Origin of the sequence: Thalassospira lucentensis, from assembly GCF_011806425.1 — a bacterium.
Taxonomy (GTDB): Bacteria; Pseudomonadota; Alphaproteobacteria; order Rhodospirillales; family Thalassospiraceae; genus Thalassospira; species Thalassospira lucentensis_B.
In genome coordinates this window covers 593,174-617,881 of the sequence record NZ_JAATOV010000002.1, presented here as the reverse complement: position 1 = coordinate 617,881, position 24,708 = coordinate 593,174, and the positions used below count along the sequence as shown (strand labels likewise).

Sequence of the window (24,708 nt, the reverse complement as noted above, 5' to 3'; positions counted from 1 at the left end):
GCAGGCGAGCCGGATAACACCGACGGCGGACAGCGCCGGATAAAACGAAAACAGGACGCAGTCATCTGGTGATGATCTGCGTCCTGAATGCGGAAATTAATTCAGGCCTTTGCGGCCCATTTCAAGGAATTTGTCGCGACGGCGGGCTTTGAGCACGCCACCTTCAACGTTATCCATGCTTTCGATCGCTTTGAAGATCGCAGCACCGACGCGTTTGCAGGCTTCGGTTGGGGAGCGCTGAGCGCCGCCAAGCGGTTCGGCGATGATTTCATCAATCACGCCAAGCTGGTGCAAATCTTGTGCGGTGAGGCGAAGGGCCTCGGCGGCGGTTTTGGCTTCGTCGCCAGAACGCCACAGGATCGATGCGCAACCTTCCGGTGAGATAACCGAATAGATCGAGTTTTCAAGCATCAGAACGTTGTTGGCAACGGCAAGTGCGATCGCACCACCCGATCCGCCTTCGCCGATGATGACCGAAACCAAGGGCACCTTGATATCAAGGCAGGCTTCGATCGAACGGGCGATGGCTTCGGACTGGCCACGGGCCTCGGCATCGGCACCCGGGAAGGCGCCAGCGGTATCGACCAGTGTGATCACCGGAATGTCGAACCGTTCAGCCATGCGCATCAGGCGGACAGCCTTGCGGTAGCCTTCTGGACGGGCAGAGCCGAAATTGTGCTTTACGCGGGTTTCGGTATCGCGGCCTTTTTCATGGCCGATCACCATCACGCTGCGGCCCTGAAGACGGGCGAGGCCACCAATGATGGCTTCGTCTTCGCCAAACAGGCGGTCACCGGCAAGCGGGGTGAAATCTTCGAAAAGATTTCTGATGTAGTCGGTGAAATGCGGCCGATCCGGGTGGCGGGCCACCTGCGTTTTCTGCCACGCGGTCAGCTTGCCATAGGTGCTTTGCAGCAGCTTGGTCAGCTTATCCTGCAGGCGCGCGACCTCGTCTGCGATATTGACTTCGTCATTACCGGTAAGGTGACGGAGTTCTTCGATCTTGCCTTCAAGTTCGGCGATCGGTTTTTCAAAATCGAGGAAGTTATGCATCAGGGCATCATATCCGACTGGGAAACAATGGGCCGGAACATAGTATATCGACCCGCTACGTCAAGCGTTGAGGGCAGGTTTATACATATTTTCCGTTTACGTAAGAATTGTGGCGTATCATCCACAAAGCATTTCAACAGTGTGCGCATGGTTCTGCCAACACGTCCAGCCTTGAGATTATTCGTCCGAATAGGGCGCGATACCTGACGTTTCGGCACCGGCGGTTTTTAGGGCGGCGGTTTAGACATCGGTGGTTTCAAGCGTGCGTGCTTTTTTTCATGGGCGTAATAGGGCACGTGGGTTTCGCCCTATGAATTATGGCGTATATTTCTCACTCTTTAGCTTTCACGGTTTGAACATTGAATTCGATGACGTCCAGTATCCAGATTTATCAGGTTGAAAACCCTGACGACGTTCCGTTTGAGCGTCTTGTCGAAATTCTTCTCGCGGCCTTTGCCTTTCAAGACGATATCGTTGATCCGCCGAGTTCGGCAAAGTCGGTATCGATATCCGAACTTCAATGGCGTTTTGCCCGCGACACATTGCTTTTGGCACGCGATCAGAACGGCTTGGTGGTCGGGCAGGTCTGGATCGAAGATGTCGGCGTGGATGCCTATCTTTATAAATTGTCAGTCGATCATGCGATCAAAGGGGCCGGGATTGGCAAGGCATTGGTCGAGGCCGCCTGTGCATTCGCCGCCAAACGGGGAAAGGCGAAAATGCGCCTTAATGTCCGCGTCGAGCTTAAGGACAATATTGCCTTTTTCAAATCACGGGCTTTCGAAATTGCCGGGGAAGGCGTTCATGATGGCTATGACCGAACGACTTTCTGGAAAATGGCACGTGATCTGAGCGTTCAATAAGGCCCGTCTTGGGGGAGTGATGGGGGCAGCGTCATCATCAGCGTCATCCAAGTCATCCGCCGGTCATCAGGCGCTTTCAGTTTCCGGCAATTCTTGTTTCGACAGGGCGTAATAGGGCACATGGGTTTCGCCCCATGCCTTAAGGGCCAAGATAATATCACGCAGGGTTTCGCCTTTGTCGGTCAGGCTGTATTCGACGCGCGGCGGGACTTCGGCATAGACTTCGCGGTGGACAAGGCCATCTGCCTCAAGCTCGCGCAATTGGCGGGTCAGCATGCGCTGGGTGACACCGGACATCAGGCGACGCAACATGTTAAAGCGTTTTGTGCCATCTAGCAGATGAAACATCACCACACCTTTCCATTTGCCACCAATGACATCAAGCGCGCCTTCGACCGGGCAGCCGGGGCTTCGATTGGTTGGGCACTTGGCCATCTGGATCCTCCTGTTCGTCGTGTCAGCCGCACAAATCCGCAATAGGATACAAAGTGATACTATGCACCAAAAGTGTGCGTACTTCTTAGTAATGTCATTATGGGGTATTAGTTGGGTATTCACAAATCAAACCTTGAACCAAAGGAATGAAAACGATGAAATCCATAGGTATCTACAAACCAGAACCGGTCGAAACGCCGGGGCTTTTCACCCAGATCGACGCAGATACACCGACCGCCACCGGCCGCGATATTTTGGTGCGGGTCAAGGGCGTTGCGGTTAATCCGGTTGATTTTAAAGTGCGCAAAGGCCGGGCCGAGGAAGGCAAGTTTACCGTTCTTGGCTGGGACGCGGCAGGCGTGGTTGAAGCGGTTGGCGAAGATGTCAGCCTGTTTCGTCCGGGCGATGAAGTTTGGTATGCGGGCGATATCACCCGGCCCGGGTCAAACAGCGAGTTTCAGCTTGTCGATGAACGCATTGTCGCGTTGAAGCCCAAATCGCTTAATTTTGCGGATGCGGCGGCCTTGCCGCTGACGACGATTACCGCATGGGAAGCGATGTTTGACCGCCTGTTGATTGATCGCACGGCGACCGATGCCAATGCGGACAAAACCATCCTGATCATTGGTGGGGCCGGGGGTGTTGGTTCCATCGCGATCCAGCTTGCCAAAAGTGCGGGACTGAACGTGATTGCGACCGCATCGCGCCCAGAAACCATCGACTGGGTGAAAAATCTGGGCTCTGATGGCGTGATTAATCACCATAAACCGTTGGCCGATGAACTGGCGGCACAAAAGATTGAAAATGTTGATTACATTTTCTGCACATCTGAAACCGACCAGTATTTTGATGTGATGACCGAAATCATCGCGCCACAGGGCCGGATCGTGACGATTACCGAGGCGTCGGAAGATCATGATGTTGATCTGCTGAAGTCGAAATCGGCCAGCTTTTCCTATGAGTTCATGTTCACCCGATCGATGTTTGAAACACCTGACATGATTGAACAGCATAAATTGCTGTCGGCAGTGGCGCAGCTTGTTGATGAAGGGGTGATCAAAAACACCGCCAATGAAAGCTTTGGCCCGTTGACGCCAGAAAGCCTTCAGAAGGCGCATGCGTTTCTTGAAAGCGGCAAGGCGATTGGCAAGATCACCTTTGACGGTTTGGGTGCATAAGGCATCACGCTTTGCGTGGTGTCGGTTGGAAGATCGCCCGGATTTAAATATGGCTGTTTAAAACAGTGCGAAAAGGCCGGTTTTGGGAATGCCCAGATCGGCCTTTTTTCGTGCGTTGGCAAAGCTGGTTCGGATGACCGCCATAAGATCAGTGTGCGGGGGCGCGGTTGGTTGCGGCCTCAGCCACGATTTTTGCGATGCGATCACGCAGCCAGCGATACAGCGGATGGGTTGTGGTGCGATCATGCCAGACCAAGGCCATATCAAATCCCGTGACAGGCAGGGGTGGTTTTAAAATTTGCACCCGGCCCGGTCGCCCCTGTGCAACGCGGCTGGGAACAAGGGCGATCATGTTGCTGCGCGCGATGATTTCCGGGACGACAAGAAACCCCGGTGCGGAGATCGCGATATGGCGCTCGCGGCCCAAAACAGCCAATGCGTCGTCCGCCGGGCCGTGAAAGCCCCCGCCTTGGGGGGAGATGATGACGTGATCAAGGGCGCAAAAGGTATCGAGATCAAGTGTGCCTTGGATGTCGGGATGGTCTGCGCGGGCGATGGCGACATAGTTTTCGGTATACAGTTTGCGCATGCGCAAACTGTCAGGTGCTGTTTCGGGGGTGGTGAGGGCAAAGCTGACCGCGCCCCCGGCCATCTGCGTATCAAGAAGACTGGTATCAATGGTTCGCCAGGCGATGATAATCCCGGGGGCCTCTGTCCGAAGGGCTTGGGCCAGCGGGATCAGGATCGAATATTGCACATAGTCACTGGCGGCGATGGCAATGGTGGCTTGAACCTTGGCCGGGTCAAAGGGGCTGCCAGCGGCGATGACCTGACGCACACCTTCGAGGGCGGCGTGCAGGGGTTCTTGAAGTTCAAGCGCGCGTTCGGTCGGGATCATGCCGCGCTGTGCCGGCAAAAGAAGCGGGTCGCCCAACAATTCCCGCAGTCGGGTTAGCCGTGTCGAGATTGCCGGTTGGCTGAGATTAAGGCGCTTGGCCGCATGGGTGACATTACGTTCGGCCAGCAAGGTATCCAAGGTGACCAGCAGATTGAAATCGAGATTGTTGATATCGGTCATATTTATACCAGCCCATAAAAACTTCGATTTCAACAATAGCAGAACGACAGCGCATCATCACGCATCAAACCTTATGACCAGAGGAAAAGGATTAGCGTTATGAGCAACGTTCTGATTGTCCATGCCCATCCAGAGGCAAAATCACTGACCAGTGCGTTAAAAGACATCGCGGTGGAAAAGCTGCGTGCGCAAGGCCACTGCGTGCAGGTTTCCGACCTGTATGCCATGGGATGGAAGGCGGTCGCCGACGAACAAGATTTCACCGATCAACGTGATCCGGACCGGCTGATTTATGTTGCGGAATCGCGCAATGCCTATGCCGAGGGCACGCAAACCCCCGATATTGCCGCCGAGCAGGAAAAGCTTCTTTGGGCGGATGCGGTGTTGCTGAGTTTTCCGCTGTGGTGGTTTGGCATGCCCGCGATCCTTAAGGGATGGTTTGACCGGGTGTTTGCATTCGGGTTTGGATACGGGGTTGGCGTGCATGGCGGGGAACGCTGGGGCGATCGGTATGGCGAGGGCACCCTTTTGGGCCGGCGCGCCATGGTGATTGTGCCGATTGGCGGGCGGGCCTTGCATTACAGTGATCGCGGGGTGAATGGCAGTTTGGACGATATTCTTTGGCCCATTCAGCATGGGGTGCTGTTTTATCCGGGCATGAGCGTCCTGCCGCCGTTTCCGGTTTATCAAAGTGACCGGATGGATGAGGCGGGCTGGAACACGGTGGTGGCGGATTTCGAAAAGCGCCTTTCGGGGCTGTTTACCGACGATCCGATCCCCTATCGCCGGCAAAATGGCGGCCATTATGACACCAATCAGCGCCTGAAACCCGGATTGGGACAGAACATGGATGGGATCGGCATGCATGTTTTGCAGCCCGGTGATCCGGACGAAAAGCCGATTGGTTCGGACTAACACCACGCGTCACTGCGGGGTGGTTTGATCTTTAAACGAAGGGCGCAATCGCCCTTCGTTTATGCGTTTCGGCCTTTAAGGATTATGCGCCGTCGCGGGCGGCGATGGCGTCGGCCTGACGGACCATGACTTCGGCCTGTTTGATCGAGGCAATGTCGATCAGGCGACCATCAAGGGCGACGGCACCGGAACCTTGCGCTTGGGCTTTTTCCATGGCTTCCAGGATGCGTTTGGCCTTGGTGATTTCTTCCTCAGACGGGGAATAGACGTCGTTGGCAAGGGCGATCTGGCTGGGGTGGATTGCCCATTTGCCTTCGCAGCCGAGCACCATGGCGCGAGCGGCCTGTGCGCGGTAGCCATCCTGATCGGAAAAATCGCCAAACGGGCCATCAATCGGGCGCAGACCATTGGCGCGCGCCGCCACCACCATGCGGGCAATGGCATAATGCCACATATCGCCCCAGTGATAATCGCGCGGTGCGTCGCCATCCTTATCGGTCAGCACCCCGTAATGCGGGTTGGGGCCGCCAATGCCGGTGGTCATTGCCTTGGTCGAGGCAGCATAATCGGCCACGCCAAAATGCAGGCTTTCATTGCGCGGGGATGCGGCGGCGATTTCGTGGATGTTTTGCATGCCAAGGGCGGTTTCAATGATCAGTTCAAACCCGATGCGTTTTTTGCGGCTTTTGGCGGCTTCGATCTGGGTGGCGAGCATATCCAAGGCATAAACATCCGCCGCCGTTCCGACCTTGGGGATCATGATCAGATCAAGCCGGTCGCCCGCCTGTTCGAGAACATCGACAACATCACGGTACATATAATGTGTATCAAGCCCGTTGATGCGCACCGACAAAACCTTGTCGCCCCAATCAACATCATTGATCGCGGCGATGATGTTTTTGCGCGCCTGTTCCTTGTCGCTTGGGGCGACGGCATCTTCCAGATCAAGGAAAATGGCATCGGCCTTTGACTTGGCGGCCTTTTCAAACAGTTCGATCTTGCTGCCGGGCACGGCCAATTCGGATCGGTTGAGGCGGGCGGGGGCCGGGGTCGGTGTGGTGAAGCTCATGGTGTCGTTTCTCCGAAACCTGTCATTTCAAGAAGGCAGCGCAGGCGATGATCAAGACCAAGACCAAGACCAAGACCAAAAGATCAAAATGATCAGGCCATAGAGGCCATAAAGGCCGTGCGATGCCGTGTTTAAATTCTTGTGGCGCTTTTTGCGTCCCGTTTTCGGGATCGTACCGTGGCCGCCGTGACAGTTCTTTTGCCTGCGATCATTGTGCGTCGCAGTAAGGTTGCATTCAACTTATGGTGCAAATGCGAAGGCTGGCAAGCATTAAAACCGGGTTGGGTATTGTGCTTTGGGTGGAGATGCGGGCTGAATAAGAAAAAGTGCAACTACATCGGACAAAGCAATAGCCCCTTAACCCTCCTGCCGGTAGATTACCTTCGATATTGCGTTTCGGTAGAGTGCCAAATGCATCCTTGCCCCATTTTCAGGTAGATCTAATCGGCCCATGCGTCGCGCATATTCCATCATTGTTTCGGCCGGATTAGCCCCGTTTTTGATCATGGGGGCGTGTTTGGTGCTGGCCCTTTCACCAAGCCTTGTGCCGGGGGAATTGGCGGGACTGGTGCGCTATGGCCCGTTTTTGTTGGCGGTCTTGGGCGGGGCGATTGCGTGGTGGTTTAACCGCGGACAGGCCGTGTTTGTCATGGCGCTGTTGTTGGTGTGTTATTGGCTTTTGGTGGGCAACGGGGCCGGGTTTTCGCCCGATGGGTTGGCGTTCTTGCGAATTGCCACTCTGTATCTGATCCCGATTAATCTGGTGTTTCTTGGCTTTACGGCCGAACGGGGTGTTTTAAATCCGCGCGGCATTGCCCGGATGCTTGTTCTGGGCTTGCAGCTTTTTGTGATGGTGATGCTGGCAGGCCAACCCGATGTCGGGTCAGCGCTTTATCAAATGCTTGATACCCGGTTCATCACCGGGGGCGGGGTGTTGGCCGAGATACCGCATCCGGCATTGATCCTGTCGGTTTTTGCGGTGGTTGTTTTGTTGATCCGTCACAAGCCGCTTGAAACCAGTTTTGCCGCCGCGATCATCGCGATCACGGTTGCGACCGTGATGGGGCCGGGTGCCATTCAGTATGGATACCTTGCCGCGACCGGGGTTGTGTTGGCCGGATTGGCGCAAGAAGCCTGGCGGATGGCGTTTGTCGATGATTTGACCGGCCTTGCCGGACGCCGCGCATTGGGCCATGCGATGGCAGAACTTGGCAGCCAATATGCGATTGCCATGCTGGATGTGGATCACTTTAAAAAGTTCAATGACACCTATGGCCATGATGTGGGCGACATCGTTTTAAGAAAGGTGGCGCGCGAATTGTCCCATGTTGGCGGCGGTGGCAAAGCGTTTCGATACGGTGGGGAAGAATTCACCGTTGTCTTTGCCGGGCGCAATGCACAAAAGGCGCAAGAGTTGCTGGATGCATTGCGCAAACGCATCGCCGAAAACAAAATCACCGTGCCTGACAAGAATAAAACCGTGTCGGTAAAGATATCGGTTGGCTTGGCCGAACGCGATGAGGACGACACCGATCCGTGGGACGTTTTAAAGCGGGCTGATAAAAAGCTTTATGAAGCCAAGCAAGCCGGGCGCAACCGCGTAGTTGCGTGACGCGGTTGGCAAAGATTTACGGTTCATCAGCGGGCCGAATGGACGACGCCCGCTGCGTGTCATTCTGCCGTTTTAAAGGGGCGGCGTTTTTCGTTTCAAAGTTCATCAAACTTAAAGACAAGCCGCATCGACCCGGCGGTATTTGCCAAGGTCGCCAAGCAGTTGCTGGCGCGTTCGGGGGTGATGGCGACGGCAAAGCGCGTGGTGTAAATGCGCGCATCCTTTTCATCGGTCGCCGATGCCGCGAGGCTGACGATATTGGCGTTATATTCGATAAAGATTTCCGACAGACGCGCAATGAGTCCCGGTTGGTCAATACCAGCACATTCAATCATGTGCGTTGCGCCCGGTGCCGAGGTTAGTTCCGGGGCGGCGGCGATTTGTTCGACGCGGATATCGGCATTTTCCAAGGTCAGTTCGCGAAGGGCGGTGGTGCATTCCGCAACCGGGCAGCTTTCGGGCAATTCACAGGTCGTTTCAAACTTTGCCGTGCCGTCGGTGATCGCAAAGGAGGTCGGGCCCAGATTGGTGCCGATGTCAAAAAGACGTCCGCAGATATCGGACACAAGGCCAACGCGGTCGGTGCAAGAAATGGTGATGCGCGCATTTGCATTCATTTGGAAAGCTCCGTCTTAACTGGGGCGACAGACTGGTTTGATCTGCTTTGAATTGAATTGCTTTTGGTCGTGCAACCATAGCATCGCGATTACGCGACCGTCAGTGATTATTGTGAATGGGTGGGGCGGTTGCGGGATTAAAACCGCATACGTCCATTGCTGCTAGGCGTCCTTGGTTTTGTCGCGCAGGGGTTTTGCCAAGCGGGCGCGTGATACGGCGTTTTCGGGGCATTGGATGCATGGGCGATGATCACAATCATATGAATGAACTGATCTGTGAGTGCGGCCCGTAAGAGGTGTGACTGCGTAATTCAGACGATGCTTTCGAACTTCACTTTTCGAATTACAGTTTCGAACTACGCGGTCCGAACCAACGACAAAGTCCAATAACACCGAAACAGGAGTTTGAGACATGAGTGCGTTCAAAAAAACAATCATCGCCGTTGCAACAGGTGCCGCATTTACCTTTGGCGCAATGTCGGCCAAAGCCGCCGATATTGTCGACACAGCCGCATCCGCCGGATCGTTCAACACACTTGTTGCCGCCGTCAAAGCCGCCGGTTTGGTTGATACCCTTAAGGGCGATGGCCCGTTTACCGTGTTTGCGCCAACAGATGCGGCGTTTGCCAAGCTGCCCGATGGGACGGTTGAAGATCTGCTTAAGCCTGAAAACAAGGACAAACTTGTTAGCATCCTGACCTATCACGTGGTGCCGGGCAAAGTGATGGCCGCCGATATTGCTGGTAAGGAAATGATGGTCGAAAGTGTTCAGGGTGACACGATTGATGTCAATGCGATGAATGGTGTGATGGTTGATGAAGCCACCGTTACCAAAGCCGATATCGAAGCGGACAACGGCGTTATCCATGTGATTGATACGGTGATCATGCCCGGCATGTAAGCCGGGCGTTAAACGTTCGAAAACTTAAGACGACGCAGCCCTGTGCTTTATTGTTCGGGGCTGTTTTCTGATTGCATGCGCAGATCATGATTTAAAGTGCAAATGCCCGCTTTTGATCCTGCCACACGCTTTATGCCCTGATTTTAGCGCCGCGATACCAGCAATCCTGACGTGAGAATGCAACAATCCGTTATGGGTGATCAGGTGGTCCTTATAACTGCTTCCCAAAGTGCGGCGGACGGGGTATGCAGCCTGATATTTGAAAGTTTGGGAACATCATGGCGCAAAAGGCCACTATATATAAAATCGAGTTGTCGGTTTCGGACATGGACCGCCATTATTACGAGACCCACAAGCTTACGGTTGCCAAGCATCCGTCTGAAACCGATGAGCGGCTGATGTTGCGTGTCGTTGCGTTCGCTTTGAATGCCCATGAGCATTTGGAATTGACCAAAGGGCTGTCGACGGACGATGAACCCGACATCTGGCAAAAGAGCCTGAGCGGTGACATCGACGTTTGGGTTGCGCTCGGGCTTCCAAGTGAAAAGGTTGTGCGCCAGTCTTGCAGCAAAGCCGGGAAGGTTATTGTCTATCCCTATGGCGGGAGGACTGCTGAAATGTGGTGGGGCAAGTTAAAGAGTGGCGCCAGCCGTTTCGATAATCTGCAGGTTATCAATTTCTCGGAGACGGACACAGCAGCATTGGCAAAGTTGGCCAGCCGCGCGATGAAGCTCCAGATCAATATCCAGAACGGCGATGTGATGGTCAGCGTTGATGACAGCGTCGTCTACGTCACACTCGATACATGGAAGAGCGCCGCATAGCTTGACGTCCCCTGATGCGATGCCAAGTCGAGGGCGCGCCAAGGTTACAGACGGCGATATCATGCCGGGCATGTAGATGTTTTGGCACCTTAAGATAACAACAGCCCCGTGCAGTATTGTACGGGGCTTTTTTTTCAACGTTTTTATAAAACGCGGTTTTACCTTCTTAAATCAGTCGATTGCGGCCCCATATAGATAAAAAGCGATGTTTTGGCGCACGCCGTTAGGTGCGTGCGCCTTTGAATTTCAGCGGGAAGGGGGGCTGAATGAACAACTTATCTTTGAGTACAAAAATTGCGGTTTTTTCTGCAATCTTTGTGGCAATTGCCGTGGGCCTTGTGATTGCCCATTCGTCAAACCGTGCGTTTGAAGCTGCACGGGAAAGCGGCATTTCAGAAATGCGTGCCGAGGTCGCGAGTGCAGCCGATGATATGTCATCGGTTATTGAGGTCGCCCTTGGTGCCAGTGAAGGCTTTGCCGATGCAGCGACAGCATTTGGCAAAACGGCAAAAGCATCGGGCGAGCCGCAAAATCGTGAATTGCTGAGCCAGATGCTGCGTGAGTCGCTTACTGATCACGCAACCTGGTTTGGGACGTGGATTTTGTCAAAGCCCAATGCCTTGGATGGTGCCGACAAGGATTGGGTCAATAAATCGGGGGGAACAGCCGCGGGGCTTTTCACACCTTATTGGGTGCGAGACGGTGAAAATGTCATTCTGGCGACGACCCCGGATATGGATGTGCGGTACGACGAGCCGTATTTTGATGTGTCATATTCAAGCCAACAGCCCGCGGTGCTGGAACCTTATTTGGAGGATTCCGCCGGGGAGGGCGTTGTCCTTATGACGTCGGCGACCGCACCGGTCATGGTGGATGGCACTGTGGTTGCGGTTTCTGGTGTTGATCTTGAGCTTGGTGCGTTGCAGGCCCGTGTGGCCGAGGAAAAGCCGTTAGGCGCCGGGAAAATATGGCTTGTGACCGAAAGCGATACGGTTGCAGCACATCCTGACAAGGACTTGCTTGCGCAGCCGGTTGAGAAAACCGGTGTCAGTAAGGAGCTTGTCGCGCAAGCATTGCAGGGCGAGTTCGTTGTGACGGATATCGGCGATGTTGAAAGCTATTTGATTGCGCTTCCGGTTAAATTTGGCAATGCATCGCAGACATGGACGATCCTTGGGGCGGTTCCAAGCGAGGCGGTTTTGGCCAGCGCAAATTCAGCGGCGCGGCAAGCTATTCTTATTGGCCTGGTGGTTCTTGGCTTTGCGATTGCGGCCGCCCTTTTGTTGGGTAAGTTCCTGGCCAAACCGATCCTTAATCTTGCGTCGGTCATGGGGAAAATGGCCGAAGGTGATTTGAATATCGATATCCCCCATGCCGGCCAAACCAATGAAATGGGCAAAATGGCCGCTGCGTTGGAAAATTTCCGCGATAAGTCGCTGCGTGCCAAGCAATTGGAAGAAGAAGCCGAAGCCGCGGAAAAACGCGCCGAGGAAGAACGCAAGCAGGCCATGAATACGGTTGCCGATAACTTTGAGGCAACGTCTGGCAAAGCGGTTGCGTCGGTGAGTTCGGCGGCCGCTGCCCTTGGCGAAATTACCGCCCGCATGGGCCAGTTGGTTGAAACGGCGCGCACGCGCATGATGGATGCGACCGGTGGTGCAGATATCGCCAGTGAAAACGTGCAAGTTGTTGCCTCGGCCGCCGAAGAGCTTTTGGCATCGATCGAGGAGATTGGTCAGCAGGTGAGTATGGCGGCAGATGTGGCGCGAGAGGCCGCACAAGAAGCCGGTGAAGCCACCACCAATATCAGTGATCTGGATGGCAAGGCCCGCCAGATTGGCGAAGTGGTGACCATCATTCAGGACATTGCAGCACAAACCAACCTGTTGGCGCTTAATGCCACGATTGAAGCAGCGCGTGCGGGCGAAGCTGGCAAGGGATTTGCGGTTGTGGCCAACGAGGTCAAGGGGCTGGCAAATCAAACAGCCAAGGCCACCGATCAAATCGCCGAGCAGGTTGCGGTCATTCAGGGATCTGTCAGTGGGGCCGTCGACACCATCAGCCGGATTGATGAAGTTGTTGGTCGGGTTGAGGGCATTTCAACCGCGATTGCATCAGCTGTTGAGCAACAAAGTGCCGCAACGCGTGAAATTGCCAGCAGTGCCGGGAAGGCGTCCGACGGGGTGAGGACATTTGCCGATAATATCGGGGAACTTGCCCAATCGGTTGAGGAAGTCGGCAATGTGTCGGGCGATGTGCAGCAGTCTGCATCGAACCTGCAAGCCGATGCCGGGTCACTTGAAGGTGCGGTTTCGACGTTCCTTGGGGTGGTGCGCAAATAATCGGGACACTGATTTTCGGCGTACTATGATCGATATGAACAGGGACGAGGCGGGGTTTTCCCGCCTCGTTTTCGTTTGGGGATGCCAAAAACGCAGATGCCAATAGTCCGGTGGCGTTTACCCGCCTAGCTGTGTTCCAGCAGGTTTTGGCGGGCATTGCTGGCCTGATGATCAAGATGTTGGCGCAATTTCATATCGAGCGCCAAGCAATCGCCCAACCGTTCAAGGTAGCGTTCTTCTTGCGGGTCATCGGCATCAATCGCCAAGCAGGATGCGAGATAAATTTCGGCACCTTGTTCTGACGTTTTCGCCAGCTTGGCGATGTGCATCGGATCGGCGGAAGATGAGAAGGCATCAAACAGAAACGCCTTTTCGTTTGGGCCAAGGTTGAGGGCCTCAATCTGTTTGGTGATACGCGATTGTTCGGTCTGGTCGATATGACCATCGGATTTGGCGGCAGAAATCATCGCCCGGATCAAGGTCAGGCGGAAATCGGCATCATCGCGGCTGCGTTCTGTTTCCGGGGCAAAGCCGCTGTTGCTGGGGACATCGTTAAGGTCGCTGTCCTGGCTGTGGTCTTGGGGCGGTGTGTTGGATTTGTAATCGCGCCATGCCTTGTATGCCAGACCCGCCACAAGGGCGGTGCCGCCATAGGCCAAAACTTTGCCGCCCATTTTGCGACCCTTTTTCGATCCAAGCACGGCTGACATTAAGCCGCCGCTCAGCGCGCCGCCGACCAAGCCGCCGCCAACACCCTGTCCGAGGCCGCCTTTTATACGATCAAGCTTGCCCGACATGTTTGACCCGGACCCGCCAGAGTTTCCTAAAACGTCGCCTAGAAGCTTTCCGATATCCATGACATCTCCTGCATTTTTGGTTTTGCCTTATGCCCGATATGTTTGAGGGGCGAAGAACGGCAAGGTGGTAACGCACGAAGATGCCGGTTTGAGCGCGCAAAGCGGCCAAGGCAGTGATGTCGTTCACATTTTTACAGGTGTAAATGCGGGGATTGGATTTGTCGTGGAGGGGCGCGCTGGGGGAGGGGCGCGTTTGGCGCAGAAAATGACAAAGGCCCGACGCGGTAACGTCGGACCTTTGAATGGTGCGCCCGGAAGGATTCGAACCTCCGGCCCTCTGATTCGTAGTCAGATACTCTATCCAGCTGAGCTACGGGCGCAGGATATTTTCAACTTGTATTCTACGCTAAATGGCGAAGGCCCGACGTGGTAACGTCGGACCTTCGAATGGCGCGCCCGGAAGGATTCGAACCTCCGGCCCTCTGATTCGTAGTCAGATACTCTATCCAGCTGAGCTACGGGCGCTTTTTTCTTAGCGTTTCCGGCAGGTTGCTCTTTAGGAACTCCCCGTCGGCGGAGCGGAACTTATGCAAACGAGCAGGTCATTGCAAGCAGTAAATTTCAAAAAAACGTATTTTTCCGGCGTTGGCGATTTTTGGCCGTGCTAGGACGTTGTTTTGCCCGGGTTTGTCCCGTTTATGGACAATATCACAAAGACTCGGCAAAAAAGGGGCAAATGCGTCTTGTTCCATAAGGGGTCGTAGACTAAGATGCATTCAATCCCGGGGGAACAGGGGCTTGTTTCGTCTCATAAAAAAGCAAGCCCAGGGAGATTTGCATATTTCTACTTAGGTAATAGATCGAAATGGCCGTTCGTAAAACCTACCTTGCCGTAATCGGCGCCGCCCTTTTGTTGGGGGGATGTTCTTTTTCTTCTGAGGCCCTTTGGCCGACACTTGCAGGATCAGAATCCGACACTGGGAATACCAGTGTTTCCGGGACTGACCCGATGGGCAGTGATGCAGTCACCGACTATGATGTTGCTGAAAGCACGCGTCCGCTGACAGGTGTTTCTCAGACCGGGACCTTTGTCGGTTCACGTGTCGAGAACATGCAGCAGGAATTGAACCGTCTGAAGTCGGCTTTGAGCCAGCACAGCAATCAATTGCAGAATTTGCGCGCCCAGACCGTCGCCCATTCGCAGGCCTATCATGGCACTGTGGCCGCGATCAGCGCCCGCCTGCAGGTTGGGACCACACCGGGTAACCCGGTTTTGGTTCAGCAGTGGAACACTGCGCAGTCAGAACTTGATCGCGTGAACGACGATATTGCCGCGCTGAACTCGCTGGCGAACAAGGTTGCAGCGGATTCTACGCTGTCGACCTTCTTGCTTGAGTCGGTTCGCTCGGCCTATCAGGTTTCGGGTGCTGTTGACGAAGACCACCGTCAGTTGGCGCTTCTGGAAGACGAAACCAACCGCACCACGGTGCTGATTGATCGTCTTTTGAACGAAATCAGTGAAAGCCTTTCGCGCCAGACATCCTATGTCAGCACGGAACGTGCGAACCTGAACGCGCTTGCGCTTGCGGTTAAGAATGGTGAAATCTTTGGGGATTCGCTTTCCAAACGTGTTTTCCAGTCGCAGGCCGCACCGGCACCAAGCAGCCAGCGCATGGCATCAACCAGCGAACGCCCGCTTGTGGTGATCCGGTTTGACTCGCCCAGCGTGAAATACGAGCAGGCCCTTTATAACGCGGTCAACCGCGTTCTGGAGCGCCGTCCGCAGGCAAGCTTTGACGTTGTTGCCGTGACCCCGAACCGGGGCACCCCGGCGCAGGTCGCGCTGAATTCCAATAAATCCAAGCGCAACGCGCAGGCAGTTCTTCGGTCCCTGACCGATATGGGCATGCCAAGTTCGCGTGTGCGTGCTTCTGATACACGAAGCGCATCGGTTTCTGCCAACGAGGTGCACGTCTTCGTGCGCTAAGTCTGCGGACCACTGGATTTTAAGAACGGCTATGGCGGGTGCTTCGATCTTTCGAGGCGCCCGCTTGTTTTTTGCGGTCCCTGTGACACATTATAATCGGACCTGATCGGACATATGACCCGATTGCGGTGATGTGTCGCACTGATCAGGCCGCGTTTAGGCAACCATAAAGAACAGTGCGATGGGTGAGCTTGTTAATCTGCGTCAGGAACGCAAACGCAAAGAGCGTGACCGAAAGGCCAAAAAAGCCGATGCCAATCGTGCGCGGCATGGTCGTTCGCGGGGTGAACGCAGCTTAACCGACGCCGAACATCAAAAGTCCGACAGGCACCTTGATGCCCATCGCATCAGCGCACCTGATGCGTCTGACGCGGCAGCGAAACGCATGTCTGACCAAGTATCCACCGATGGGGTGCAGGCGAAGACGACTTCTGCTGCCACAAGCAGCGATCAAGGCGATTCTAAAGCGACCGTCGCGGCGCCCAAGACGACGCGCAAAAGCAACGTCGTGTCGATTTTCGCCCCCAATATTCCTGACCGAAAATAATTCCCGCCTGATACCCGCCGGAATGCAGGGCCGCGTTTGTTGCGGTTTGGGCGGCTTGGTGCGTGTTGAGTGGCGGCAGTTCGCTATGCGTGGTCGCCTGTGTGCGGCATGCATGCGGGTGGCTTTGTTGTTTTGGCAGCATGCGCTTTTGTGAGCCGGTCTGACCTGTGCAGTCAAAGCTGCGCGGTTAGGCGTCTTTGATGCTTTTGATGCTTTTGATGCTTTTGGGGCGTGGCGGGAGCGCTGTGCTGTTGTGCTCGCGTTGATTGCCGCCTTGGCTTGCTCTGCCCTGCATGCGGCCCGTGAGGGGCATTTATCGGCGCTCAGTGCGTTGGGTGGGCCGAACTGTCTGTGGGAGCTGAAATTGGGGGTAGGGCATTGTTGCCCGTCTCTGTGGTGCTTGGACACGTAGTGTGTGCCAGTGCGCCAAGGCGTGGGCAGGAAGCGGGCCGATCCATCGCAAGTGCGGGCGGCCGGGCCGGCGGGTGCCGGGTGTTTAAAATAACGTACCGATATGCCGTCAGAGGCGACGGGATGATGTGCTGACGTTTATGCTGTGCATCCGCCGGTTTGTCGTCTGCGGAGCCACCGAGGTTGGCCCCTGAGGGGCGACGACGGTGCGCCGTGCGGCAATCACATCTGCACGCAATCGGCATGGGTCTTATGGTTTCGTGTGTCGCGTTTGAGCGAGATGTCAGCTCGAAAGTGTTTCGGCCTCGCGTTTGCTTTGATCCAGGGCTTCGTCCCATCCCATTAACCAGTCTTCATGTTCGCGGGAATCGGATGGATAGGGGTTTTCTGTTAAGCGATGCGCGCCAAGACCGGCGGAAAAGCCAGAGCCAAGAGCGGGATTTGGTTGATGACGTTCGCGAATGATCGGGGCGTTGGTTTCATACATCTGGCTGCGAAATGCAGGCAAAGAGCACAGAACACCGTCATCAATGCCAAGCGGATATGCCGCCATCATGGCACTGCCAAGGGTTGTGATGGTTAGGTGTTGATGGGGGCTTTGTTCAATGAGACCCGCCATTTCGAGATGGGTAATGGCGTTTTCGATGCGTCGGTGTAAATCGGGGCACTCTTCGATGGCAATCTGGTTGCCGTCATCGTCTGTGCAGAAAAGGGATAAAACGCGTTGCAGCAATAAGCTGCGGTCAAGGTTGGCTTCGGCACCGCGTAGCACCGTCAACATCAAGGCGGGATCGCCAGGCGCAACATCCATAGAACTTGCCATTTATGGGCCTCCGTTCAAATCGAAACGAATTCCCTCCCAAGCGTGCAGCTATTGATCGTCTGGGCACGGCCCTGCTGCTTATTGTTATTATAGTTTGTATATATGTTGCCAATTTGTGAAGACAAGATTGCGCTTTAGTTGAATTTTTTATCCCGACGCGCGAAAAACCCGCGTTAAACCGCGCAAAAAACATGAAAAGGCGGGCGGCTATCCAAAGCCCCATACCCATCATTTTTGTCTGTGAGGTTAGGTTTTTTGCTTTTCAGCGGGCTTTTTATCTTCGGGGTTGCGCCAGACGCGCACCCGGTTGCGCCCGCCTTCCTTGGCGGCGTACAGGGCCTGATCGGCCTTTTCAATGATCTGTTCGACCGTACGCCCCTTGGTCATCGGGGCAGCCCCGATTGATGCGGTGACGGGCAAATGCAGCGCATCGGAGGTTACGACAGGGGATGCTTCGACGACACGGCGCAAGCGTTCAAGCACGCGGGCACATTGCGTCATGTCGGCATTGGGCAGGCAGATCAGGAATTCTTCGCCGCCATAGCGATAGACCTTATCAAACGGGCGCACATGCGATTGTAGGATCCCGGCAACCGATTGCAGCACGACGTCACCGGCCTGATGACCGTGGGTGTCATTAATCGCCTTAAAGTGATCAAGGTCGACCAGTGCGATGGCGGTCGGGATGCCGGTGCGAATGGTGCGTTCACGTTCGGCATTAAGATCGCCCAGCATGGTTTGGCGATTATAGGTGCCGGTCAGCGGATCAACGTCGGAGCGCGCGGTTCGAAAGGCGCGTTCAAGACGGCGGACTTGGGCAAAAAACGATTCGGCCCGAAGCGCCATCATATCAAATTCAGCCGAATCGACGTTGCCATCAAGTTCGCGGCCTTCCAAAAGCCGTTTGGCCGATTCGTGTAATTGGTGATGGGTGGCGGCCAAGGCGTGCATGGCGGGCTGGTCGATCAAACGGTTATGGCGGTTAATCGTGTACCAAGCGCCAAAATCGCAATCGTGGTCATGATCGTGTTCAATATCATCGCCATTTGAAGGCGGCGGGGAATCGGGCAAAAGAAGTTTGCGATTCCACCGCAATAACAGGGCGAGATGTTCGCCAAGCGCCTTGTCGAGTTCGGAAAGAATGTCGCGTTCGGCATCGGCCATGCCGCCGTCAGCCACACTTTCAGGCATTTTATGGCCTGTGGTGCGGCTGTTGGCAGCGCTGGTTTTGTCGTCGGCCGAGGGCGACCTGTCATTCATTGGCTTATCCGGTGGTTGGTCCGGGACTTGTTCCGGGAAAAATTTCCGTAAAGGTTTGTTTTAGCAGCCGATCGAGTTCTTCCATAGAGATATCCACCCCAAGATCGGCCAAGCTGGTCACACCATGTTCAGCGATGCCACAGGGCACGATGCCGCCAAAATGTGACAAATCTGGGGAAACGTTGATTGCGATGCCATGAAAGGTCACCCAACGGCGCACGCGTACGCCAATGGCCGCAATTTTGTCTTCGCGGCCATCATCGCGCACCACCCAAATGCCAACGCGCCCGTCGCGACGTTCACCTTTGACGCCAAGAAGGGAAAGGGTGCGAATCACCCATTCTTCGAGGTTATGAACGTATGCACGCACGTCACGACCGCGATTTTTAAGGTCGAGCATCAGATAAACGGTGCGTTGGCCGGGGCCATGATAGGTATATTGACCGCCGCGCCCGGCTTCGTAGACAGGAAAGCGATCTGGATCGACCAGATCTTCGGCGTGGGAACTTGTCCCGGCTGTATAAAGCGGGGGATGTTCAAGAAACCAAACAAGTTCATTGGCTTCGCCGGTGTGGATGGCTTCGGCGCGCGATTGCATTTCGGCCAGGGCTTCGGGGTAGGAAACCAACTCAGAGGTGGTTCGCCACTCGGGGATTTGCACGGTGGGGGCGTTGGTTTGCATATTTCCTGACAAATAAATGAAATTAAATGAAATGAGGCCTTGATCAGGCCATACCAATTTGCTATCTCCCTTTCCGCGCCAAGGCAAGCCCACTTTCTACACCTCACGGGCTTTGCTGCAGACAATATGCGGTCGTGGCGGAATTGGTAGACGCGCAGCGTTGAGGTCGCTGTGGGCTAACCCCCGTGGAAGTTCGAGTCTTCTCGACCGCACCAAAAACGCCTCCTCTTTTTAAGAGGGGGCTTTTTTGATTCTGGATTGTTGTGTTTTGTCTTCCGTGCAAACTTACTCGCTGCGAAGATAATGCGTTATTTGACGAAGGCACCGAAGCGTTCAACGCGAAACGAAACGCGCATTTGATCCTTCTGATGTTTTCTGTTCGGTTCTGGCGTTTCGTTTTGCAGGCTTTTCTAGCGCTTTGAAGTGAAATCCTGATGATGTTTTCCAAGCACAGTTGAAAAGGTTCGGCATAATTGACCAAAGGTATTCTCAGGTTCTTTTTTGACTATGGCGCAGGCGGATGTCTTTGGGCTGGAAATGAAGAAACGCTGTCTAAGTTAGGTTCAGGGCCTGTTGATGCCGAATTTGTGGATGTGGATGGTCGGATCAAGTATGAGGCTAGTTTAATATTGCCAGAGCAAACTCGGCAGCTTATTCAGCAGCTTGATTTTGAACATTCCGGTTATCTCAATCCTTTGTACCCGCCTGATCCCAGCCTTTGGACGCAAGCGTGCTGTGATAGATTTAACCAACGCGTTGATGTGTTGTTGCGGCGGCTGCAACACCTGCTGAGCGATGATTACGACATTGTCGACGAACAAGTTCGCTATATCGAAGATCCTGAGCTTAGGGTTTATCTGGCAGATAATCCGGGACTGAACGCGGTAGATAAAGTTACTAAGCCAACCGTGTCTTGAGCCGCGGCGTGCGGTCGATTCACGTCAGGGGACTACCGCTTTATGGGCGTCGCTTCGACGCCGAGGTTGTTTTAGCATTGTTTTTCTGGGCTCTGACATTGCTGCCGAGACCGACCATCCAATGACATCTGGAAGCGCCATCCCCATCTTGAAGAATCGAGCGGCAAGCAAGGCCGGTTTTTCGGTTTAGGTGCTGGGCGGGATTTGGCTTACAATGCATGCGAACATCTCATTTGATGGATATGGCGCAGGCAGAGGTCCGATAGAGGCCTGATTTGCTGCAGTGCGTTGATTTATTGTGCAGTGCCGCGTTGCACGTGACGCAATGCAGTCCTTTGGCGGACTAAAAACTGAAGGCTTCTATCGCGGGGGAAACTGCATTAGTCTGCGTGTCCCGCTAAATGAATTATCAGGATTTAACCCAATAGGGGTTAATTAATGTAAATACCTGAGATTAAAAGGTATTATGATGGCAAACAGAAATGACAAGCTGCGCGAAGCAGCTTTGGACTATCACCGGTATCCCACCCCGGGGAAATTGTCCGTAACGGCAACCACGACCCTTGCGAACCAGCGTGATCTGGCTCTGGCCTATTCGCCCGGTGTTGCGTTCGCCTGTGAGGAAATCGTCAAAGACCCGGAAACCGCAGCGGATTACACCGCGCGTGCCAATCTGGTCGGGGTGATTTCCAACGGGACGGCTGTTCTTGGTCTGGGGCCGATTGGTCCGCTGGCGTCCAAGCCGGTGATGGAAGGCAAGGCGGTTCTGTTTAAGAAATTCGCCAATATCGATGTCTTTGACCTTGAGGTGAACGAAACCGACCCGCAGAAATTCATCGATATTGTTGCCGCTTTGGAGCCGACCTTTGGGGGTGTTAACCTTGAAGACATTAAGGCGCCGGAATGCTTCATCATTGAGGAAGCGCTGCGCAAGCGTTGCAACATTCCGATTTTCCACGATGACCAGCATGGCACGGCAATCTGCGTTGCCGCCGCGGTCCTGAATGGTTTGCGTGTTAACGGCAAAGATATCAACAAGGTCCGCCTTGTGACATCAGGTGCGGGTGCGGCCGCCTTGGCGTGTTTGAACCTGTTGGTGTCCATGGGCCTTCCCAAACACAACATCACGGTCACTGACCGGTTTGGTGTGGTGTATAAGGGCCGCAAAGAAGAAATGGACCCGTGGAAAGACGAATACGCCATTGAAACCAACGCACGCACATTAAGTGATGTGATCGAAGGGGCGGATATCTTCCTGGGTCTTTCTGCGCCAAACGTGATGGGCGAAGAAGAGCTGCGTAAGATGGGCGATGGCCCGATCATTATGGCGCTTGCCAATCCGACTCCGGAAGTTTCGCCGGAACTGGTGAAGGAAATTCGCCCCGATGCGATGATGGCGACCGGTCGGACCGATTATCCCAATCAGGTCAACAACGTTCTGTGTTTCCCGTTCTTGTTCCGTGGTGCCCTTGACGTGGGTGCGACCGAGATCAACGAAGAAATGAAAATTGCCGCGGTCAAAGCGATTGCCGATTTGGCAACCGCCGAGGTTTCGGACGTGGTTGCGACCGCCTATGGCGGGATGGAGCTTAAATTCGGGCCGGAATATCTGATCCCGAAACCATTTGATCCGCGTTTGATGATCGAAATTCCGCCGCGCGTTGCCAAGGCCGCGATGGATAGTGGCGTTGCCAAACGCCCGATCAAGGATTTCGATGCCTATCGTCAGCAGCTTGAAGGCTTTGTCTTTAGGTCTGGTTTGGTGATGAAGCCGGTCTTTGATATGGCGCGGTCGCACAAAAAACGCGTTGTTTACCCAGAGGGCGAATCGCGCCGTGTGCTTCAGGCCTGTCAGGTTCTGGTGGATGATGGCATTTGCCATCCGGTATTGATCGGGCGTCGTGAAGTGATCCTGGAACGGATTGCGGAACTTGGCCTGCGTATCGTCCCGGACGAGCAGATTGAAATTCATGATCCCGATGACAATCCGCATTTCGAACAGGATTGGCAGGACTTCCACAACATCATGGGCCGTCGCGGGATTAACCCGGAATATGCCCGTGCGATTGTGCGTACTCGTCCAACTGTGATCGCGGCCTTGATGCTGCGCCGTGGGGAAGTCGATGCGATGCTGTGTGGCTGTCAGGGCGGCTTCCTGCGTCATCTGCGCTATGTCCGCAACCTTGTGGGACTGCGCAAAGGTGTGACCGATTTTTCCACGGTCAACATGATGATCATGAAGCAGGGGACATTCTTCCTGACCGATACCTATGTGTCGGTGGACCCAACGCCAGAACATGTGGCCGAAACCGCAATTATGGCGGCAGACGTGGTCAAGCGGTTCGGGATTACGCCAAAGGCGGCATTGATTTCGCATTCCAACTTTGGCAGTCACGAAAACAAATCGGCCCGCAAAATGCGCGATGCGTTGCAGTTGATCCGAACCCAGGCGCCTGATCTTGAGATCGAAGGTGAAATGCATGCGGATGCGGCGATTTCGCAGCCAATCCGCGATCGCATTTTCCCCCATTCGATGCTTAAGGGATCGGCGAACCTTTTGGTGATGCCAACGCTTGATGCGGCCAACATTTCCTACAACATGGTGAAAATGTTGGGTGATGGTTTGCCGGTCGGCCCGATTTTGGTCGGTGCGGCGAAATCAGCACACGTGGTCAGCCCGTCAATTACCGTGCGCGGCATCGTTAATATGACAGCAATTGCTGTTGTTGATGCGGTGACCCGTACGCAGGAAGGTCAGGAAAACTGATCTTAAGAAAACCAATCTGCCATTGCGCCCCTTGACCGGGGCCGTGCGATAGCGCAGAAACAGCCGTGCCGGGATGTCGATCTTTGATAAATGTTCATGGATCACCCATCCTGGCACGGCATTTTTATTGGGTTTAGACCCTAGGTTGCAGGACGTAAAAGCAGCGCGCAAATCAGGAGGGGCAGATGACCGGTCAAGTCGAAGAACTCGACCGTCCGAAGGATGGCACATCCAGCGGCGATGAATATGTCGATCTGACACCTGAATATGCCCGTGAAGTCCTTGATGCGCTTGGCGGTGACGAGCAATCGCGCGCGTCTGAGCTGATTTCCGAACTTCACTTTGCCGATATAGCCGACCTTTTGGGGTGGGCCAGTAATGCGCAGCGTGAACAGCTTGTCGATCTGATCCGGCCTGATTTTGATCCGGAACTTTTGACCGAGCTTGATGACGAGCTGCGCGAAGACGTTATTTTGCGGCTTGGTACCGATGTGGTGGCCGAGGCGATTTCGGAACTTGATTCCGATGACGTGGTCGAAGTCATTGAAGATTTCGACGCCGAAGAACAACGCGAACTTTTGGGCGCGCTTTCCGATATTGAACGTGCGCGTGTTGAAGAAGCGCTGTCCTATCCGGAATACACCGCCGGTCGTATCATGCAGCGCGAGCTGGTGGCGATCCCCGATTACTGGTCGGTTGGGCAAACGATTGATTTCCTGCGTTCGGCGAAAAACCTGCCGGAAGATTTTTACGACATCATCATTGTTGATCCGCGCTATAGCCCTGTTGGGATTGTGCCACTGTCGCGCGTGATCCGCACCAACCGCCCGGTTCTTGTGCGCGATGTGATGGAATCGGATGAAATGCGCACGGTGGTCGTCACCGAAGAGCAGGAAAACGTCGCCCATCTGTTCCGTCAACGTGACCTTATTTCCGCACCAGTTGTTGATGATAACGGCCGACTTGTCGGTGTGATCACGGTCGATGACGTCGTCGACGTTATTGATGAAGAATACGAAGAAGACATGATGCGTCTTGCCGGTGTTGGCGAGGAGGATGACCTTTCGAGTGCGATCTTTGCCACCACGCGGTCACGCTTTACGTGGCTTTTGATCAATCTGGGCACGGCGATCATGGCATCCATGGTCATCAGCGCATTTGAAGGCACGATTGAAAAGCTGGTAGCACTTGCTGTTTTGATGCCGATTGTTGCATCGATGGGCGGCAATGCGGGCACCCAGACCCTGACCGTTGCGGTGCGTGCGATTGCCACGCGTGAGCTGACCAGTACCAACGCCTTGCGCGTGGTTGGTAAGGAAGTTGCGGTGTGTGGCCTGAACGGGTTGGCCTTTGCCATCTTGGCCGGTGGGGTGACGTGGTTATGGTTTGATGATCCGATGCTGGGCGGGGTGATCGGCGTTGCGATGATCATTAACCTGCTGTTTGCCGGTTTGTTTGGCGCACTGATCCCGCTTGGCCTTGAACGGGCGGGGATTGACCCGGCGGTATCGTCATCGGTGTTTTTGACAACCATTACCGATGTTGTTGGCTTCTTTGCCTTCCTCGGTCTGGCGGCGATTTTCCTGCTTTAAGAATATCGGTCCAAAGCCCAAAACAAAAAGAACCGCCG

21 protein-coding genes and 3 tRNA genes are annotated in these 24,708 nt (G+C 54.6%); 13 read left to right on the top strand and 11 right to left on the bottom strand.

Annotated elements, in window-relative coordinates:
- Window positions 1–96: 96 nt before the first annotated feature.
- Window positions 97–1,053 carry an acetyl-CoA carboxylase carboxyltransferase subunit alpha gene (locus tag HCZ99_RS08370; protein ID WP_167446478.1) on the bottom strand — a complete coding sequence of 319 codons (957 nt, stop codon included), beginning with the start codon at window positions 1,051–1,053 and terminating at the stop codon, window positions 97–99.
- Window positions 1,054–1,421: 368 nt separating this feature from the next.
- Between HCZ99_RS08370 and HCZ99_RS08365 the strand changes: the two genes are divergently transcribed.
- Complete coding sequence (locus HCZ99_RS08365; protein WP_167446477.1) at window positions 1,422–1,916, top strand: GNAT family N-acetyltransferase; 495 nt, start codon at window positions 1,422–1,424, stop codon at window positions 1,914–1,916.
- A 66-nt stretch (window positions 1,917–1,982) separates the two neighbouring features.
- Here HCZ99_RS08365 and HCZ99_RS08360 read toward each other — a convergent pair whose 3' ends face one another.
- On the bottom strand, window positions 1,983–2,351 hold the full coding sequence (locus HCZ99_RS08360; protein ID WP_167446476.1) for a winged helix-turn-helix transcriptional regulator: 369 nt from the start codon (window positions 2,349–2,351) through the stop codon (window positions 1,983–1,985).
- Between the two features lie 155 nt (window positions 2,352–2,506).
- Here HCZ99_RS08360 and HCZ99_RS08355 point away from each other — a divergent pair, with 155 nt between their 5' ends.
- Window positions 2,507–3,529 carry a zinc-binding alcohol dehydrogenase family protein gene (locus tag HCZ99_RS08355; RefSeq protein ID WP_167446475.1) on the top strand — a complete coding sequence of 341 codons (1,023 nt, stop codon included), beginning with the start codon at window positions 2,507–2,509 and terminating at the stop codon, window positions 3,527–3,529.
- Window positions 3,530–3,677: 148 nt separating this feature from the next.
- Here the strand turns inward: HCZ99_RS08355 and HCZ99_RS08350 are convergent, their stop codons facing one another.
- Window positions 3,678–4,607, bottom strand: a complete 930-nt coding sequence (locus tag HCZ99_RS08350; protein ID WP_167446474.1) for a LysR family transcriptional regulator — start codon at window positions 4,605–4,607, stop codon at window positions 3,678–3,680.
- Between the two features lie 99 nt (window positions 4,608–4,706).
- Between HCZ99_RS08350 and HCZ99_RS08345 the strand changes: the two genes are divergently transcribed.
- A complete protein-coding gene (locus HCZ99_RS08345; protein ID WP_167446473.1) occupies window positions 4,707–5,522 on the top strand; it encodes an NAD(P)H-dependent oxidoreductase in 816 nt (271 codons plus the stop codon).
- An 82-nt stretch (window positions 5,523–5,604) separates the two neighbouring features.
- Here HCZ99_RS08345 and HCZ99_RS08340 read toward each other — a convergent pair whose 3' ends face one another.
- Window positions 5,605–6,591 carry an HpcH/HpaI aldolase/citrate lyase family protein gene (locus HCZ99_RS08340; RefSeq protein WP_167446472.1) on the bottom strand — a complete coding sequence of 329 codons (987 nt, stop codon included), beginning with the start codon at window positions 6,589–6,591 and terminating at the stop codon, window positions 5,605–5,607.
- Between the two features lie 451 nt (window positions 6,592–7,042).
- Between HCZ99_RS08340 and HCZ99_RS08335 the strand changes: the two genes are divergently transcribed.
- Window positions 7,043–8,203: a GGDEF domain-containing protein gene (locus HCZ99_RS08335; RefSeq protein ID WP_167446471.1), complete on the top strand. Its 1,161-nt coding sequence runs from the start codon at window positions 7,043–7,045 to the stop codon at window positions 8,201–8,203.
- A 95-nt stretch (window positions 8,204–8,298) separates the two neighbouring features.
- Here HCZ99_RS08335 and HCZ99_RS08330 read toward each other — a convergent pair whose 3' ends face one another.
- The gene (locus tag HCZ99_RS08330; protein ID WP_167446470.1) at window positions 8,299–8,820 is read right to left on the bottom strand and encodes a glycine cleavage system protein R; all 522 of its coding nucleotides are present in this window, start codon (window positions 8,818–8,820) and stop codon (window positions 8,299–8,301) included.
- Between the two features lie 412 nt (window positions 8,821–9,232).
- Between HCZ99_RS08330 and HCZ99_RS08325 the strand changes: the two genes are divergently transcribed.
- The 3 genes from HCZ99_RS08325 (at window position 9,233) to HCZ99_RS08315 (ending at window position 12,887) form a co-directional block, all read left to right on the top strand.
- Entirely contained in the window at window positions 9,233–9,721 is a 489-nt protein-coding gene (locus HCZ99_RS08325) for a fasciclin domain-containing protein (protein WP_167446469.1), read from the top strand.
- Between the two features lie 278 nt (window positions 9,722–9,999).
- Window positions 10,000–10,545 (top strand): YaeQ family protein, encoded by a 546-nt coding sequence (locus tag HCZ99_RS08320; RefSeq protein WP_167446468.1) that lies wholly within the window; start codon window positions 10,000–10,002, stop codon window positions 10,543–10,545.
- A gap of 266 nt (window positions 10,546–10,811) precedes the next feature.
- Window positions 10,812–12,887, top strand: coding sequence for a methyl-accepting chemotaxis protein (locus HCZ99_RS08315; RefSeq protein ID WP_167446467.1), 2,076 nt, complete (start codon window positions 10,812–10,814; stop codon window positions 12,885–12,887).
- A gap of 125 nt (window positions 12,888–13,012) precedes the next feature.
- Here the strand turns inward: HCZ99_RS08315 and HCZ99_RS08310 are convergent, their stop codons facing one another.
- The 3 genes from HCZ99_RS08310 to HCZ99_RS08300 form a co-directional block, all read right to left on the bottom strand.
- Window positions 13,013–13,744 carry a tellurite resistance TerB family protein gene (locus HCZ99_RS08310; protein WP_167446466.1) on the bottom strand — a complete coding sequence of 244 codons (732 nt, stop codon included), beginning with the start codon at window positions 13,742–13,744 and terminating at the stop codon, window positions 13,013–13,015.
- A gap of 243 nt (window positions 13,745–13,987) precedes the next feature.
- Window positions 13,988–14,064, bottom strand: a tRNA-Arg gene (locus tag HCZ99_RS08305).
- Between the two features lie 68 nt (window positions 14,065–14,132).
- Window positions 14,133–14,209: transfer RNA gene (locus tag HCZ99_RS08300), tRNA-Arg, on the bottom strand.
- A gap of 340 nt (window positions 14,210–14,549) precedes the next feature.
- On the opposite strand from HCZ99_RS08300, the gene HCZ99_RS08295 reads away from it, so the two are divergent.
- Together HCZ99_RS08295 and HCZ99_RS08290 are read left to right on the top strand one after the other, a co-directional pair.
- Window positions 14,550–15,671 carry a hypothetical protein gene (locus tag HCZ99_RS08295; RefSeq protein WP_167446465.1) on the top strand — a complete coding sequence of 374 codons (1,122 nt, stop codon included), beginning with the start codon at window positions 14,550–14,552 and terminating at the stop codon, window positions 15,669–15,671.
- Window positions 15,672–15,852: 181 nt separating this feature from the next.
- Window positions 15,853–16,218, top strand: a complete 366-nt coding sequence (locus HCZ99_RS08290) for a DUF4169 family protein (RefSeq protein ID WP_167446464.1) — start codon at window positions 15,853–15,855, stop codon at window positions 16,216–16,218.
- A gap of 694 nt (window positions 16,219–16,912) precedes the next feature.
- Here HCZ99_RS08290 and HCZ99_RS08285 read toward each other — a convergent pair.
- The 3 genes from HCZ99_RS08285 to lipB all read right to left on the bottom strand — a co-directional run bounded on the left by HCZ99_RS08285 (window position 16,913) and on the right by lipB (window position 19,394).
- Window positions 16,913–17,452 carry a hypothetical protein gene (locus tag HCZ99_RS08285; RefSeq protein WP_167446463.1) on the bottom strand — a complete coding sequence of 180 codons (540 nt, stop codon included), beginning with the start codon at window positions 17,450–17,452 and terminating at the stop codon, window positions 16,913–16,915.
- Between the two features lie 246 nt (window positions 17,453–17,698).
- Window positions 17,699–18,712 (bottom strand): diguanylate cyclase, encoded by a 1,014-nt coding sequence (locus tag HCZ99_RS08280; RefSeq protein WP_254869521.1) that lies wholly within the window; start codon window positions 18,710–18,712, stop codon window positions 17,699–17,701.
- Window positions 18,713–18,716: 4 nt separating this feature from the next.
- Window positions 18,717–19,394 carry a lipoyl(octanoyl) transferase LipB gene (lipB, locus tag HCZ99_RS08275; RefSeq protein WP_167446462.1) on the bottom strand — a complete coding sequence of 226 codons (678 nt, stop codon included), beginning with the start codon at window positions 19,392–19,394 and terminating at the stop codon, window positions 18,717–18,719.
- 128 nt (window positions 19,395–19,522) lie between these two features.
- On the opposite strand from lipB, the gene HCZ99_RS08270 reads away from it, so the two are divergent.
- The 4 genes from HCZ99_RS08270 (at window position 19,523) to mgtE (ending at window position 24,670) form a co-directional block, all read left to right on the top strand.
- Window positions 19,523–19,609, top strand: a tRNA-Leu gene (locus HCZ99_RS08270).
- A gap of 258 nt (window positions 19,610–19,867) precedes the next feature.
- A complete protein-coding gene (locus HCZ99_RS08265) occupies window positions 19,868–20,311 on the top strand; it encodes a hypothetical protein (protein ID WP_167446461.1) in 444 nt (147 codons plus the stop codon).
- Between the two features lie 469 nt (window positions 20,312–20,780).
- A complete protein-coding gene (locus HCZ99_RS08260) occupies window positions 20,781–23,078 on the top strand; it encodes an NADP-dependent malic enzyme (protein ID WP_167446460.1) in 2,298 nt (765 codons plus the stop codon).
- A 185-nt stretch (window positions 23,079–23,263) separates the two neighbouring features.
- A complete protein-coding gene (gene mgtE / locus HCZ99_RS08255) occupies window positions 23,264–24,670 on the top strand; it encodes a magnesium transporter (RefSeq protein ID WP_167446459.1) in 1,407 nt (468 codons plus the stop codon).
- Window positions 24,671–24,708 lie beyond the last annotated feature (38 nt).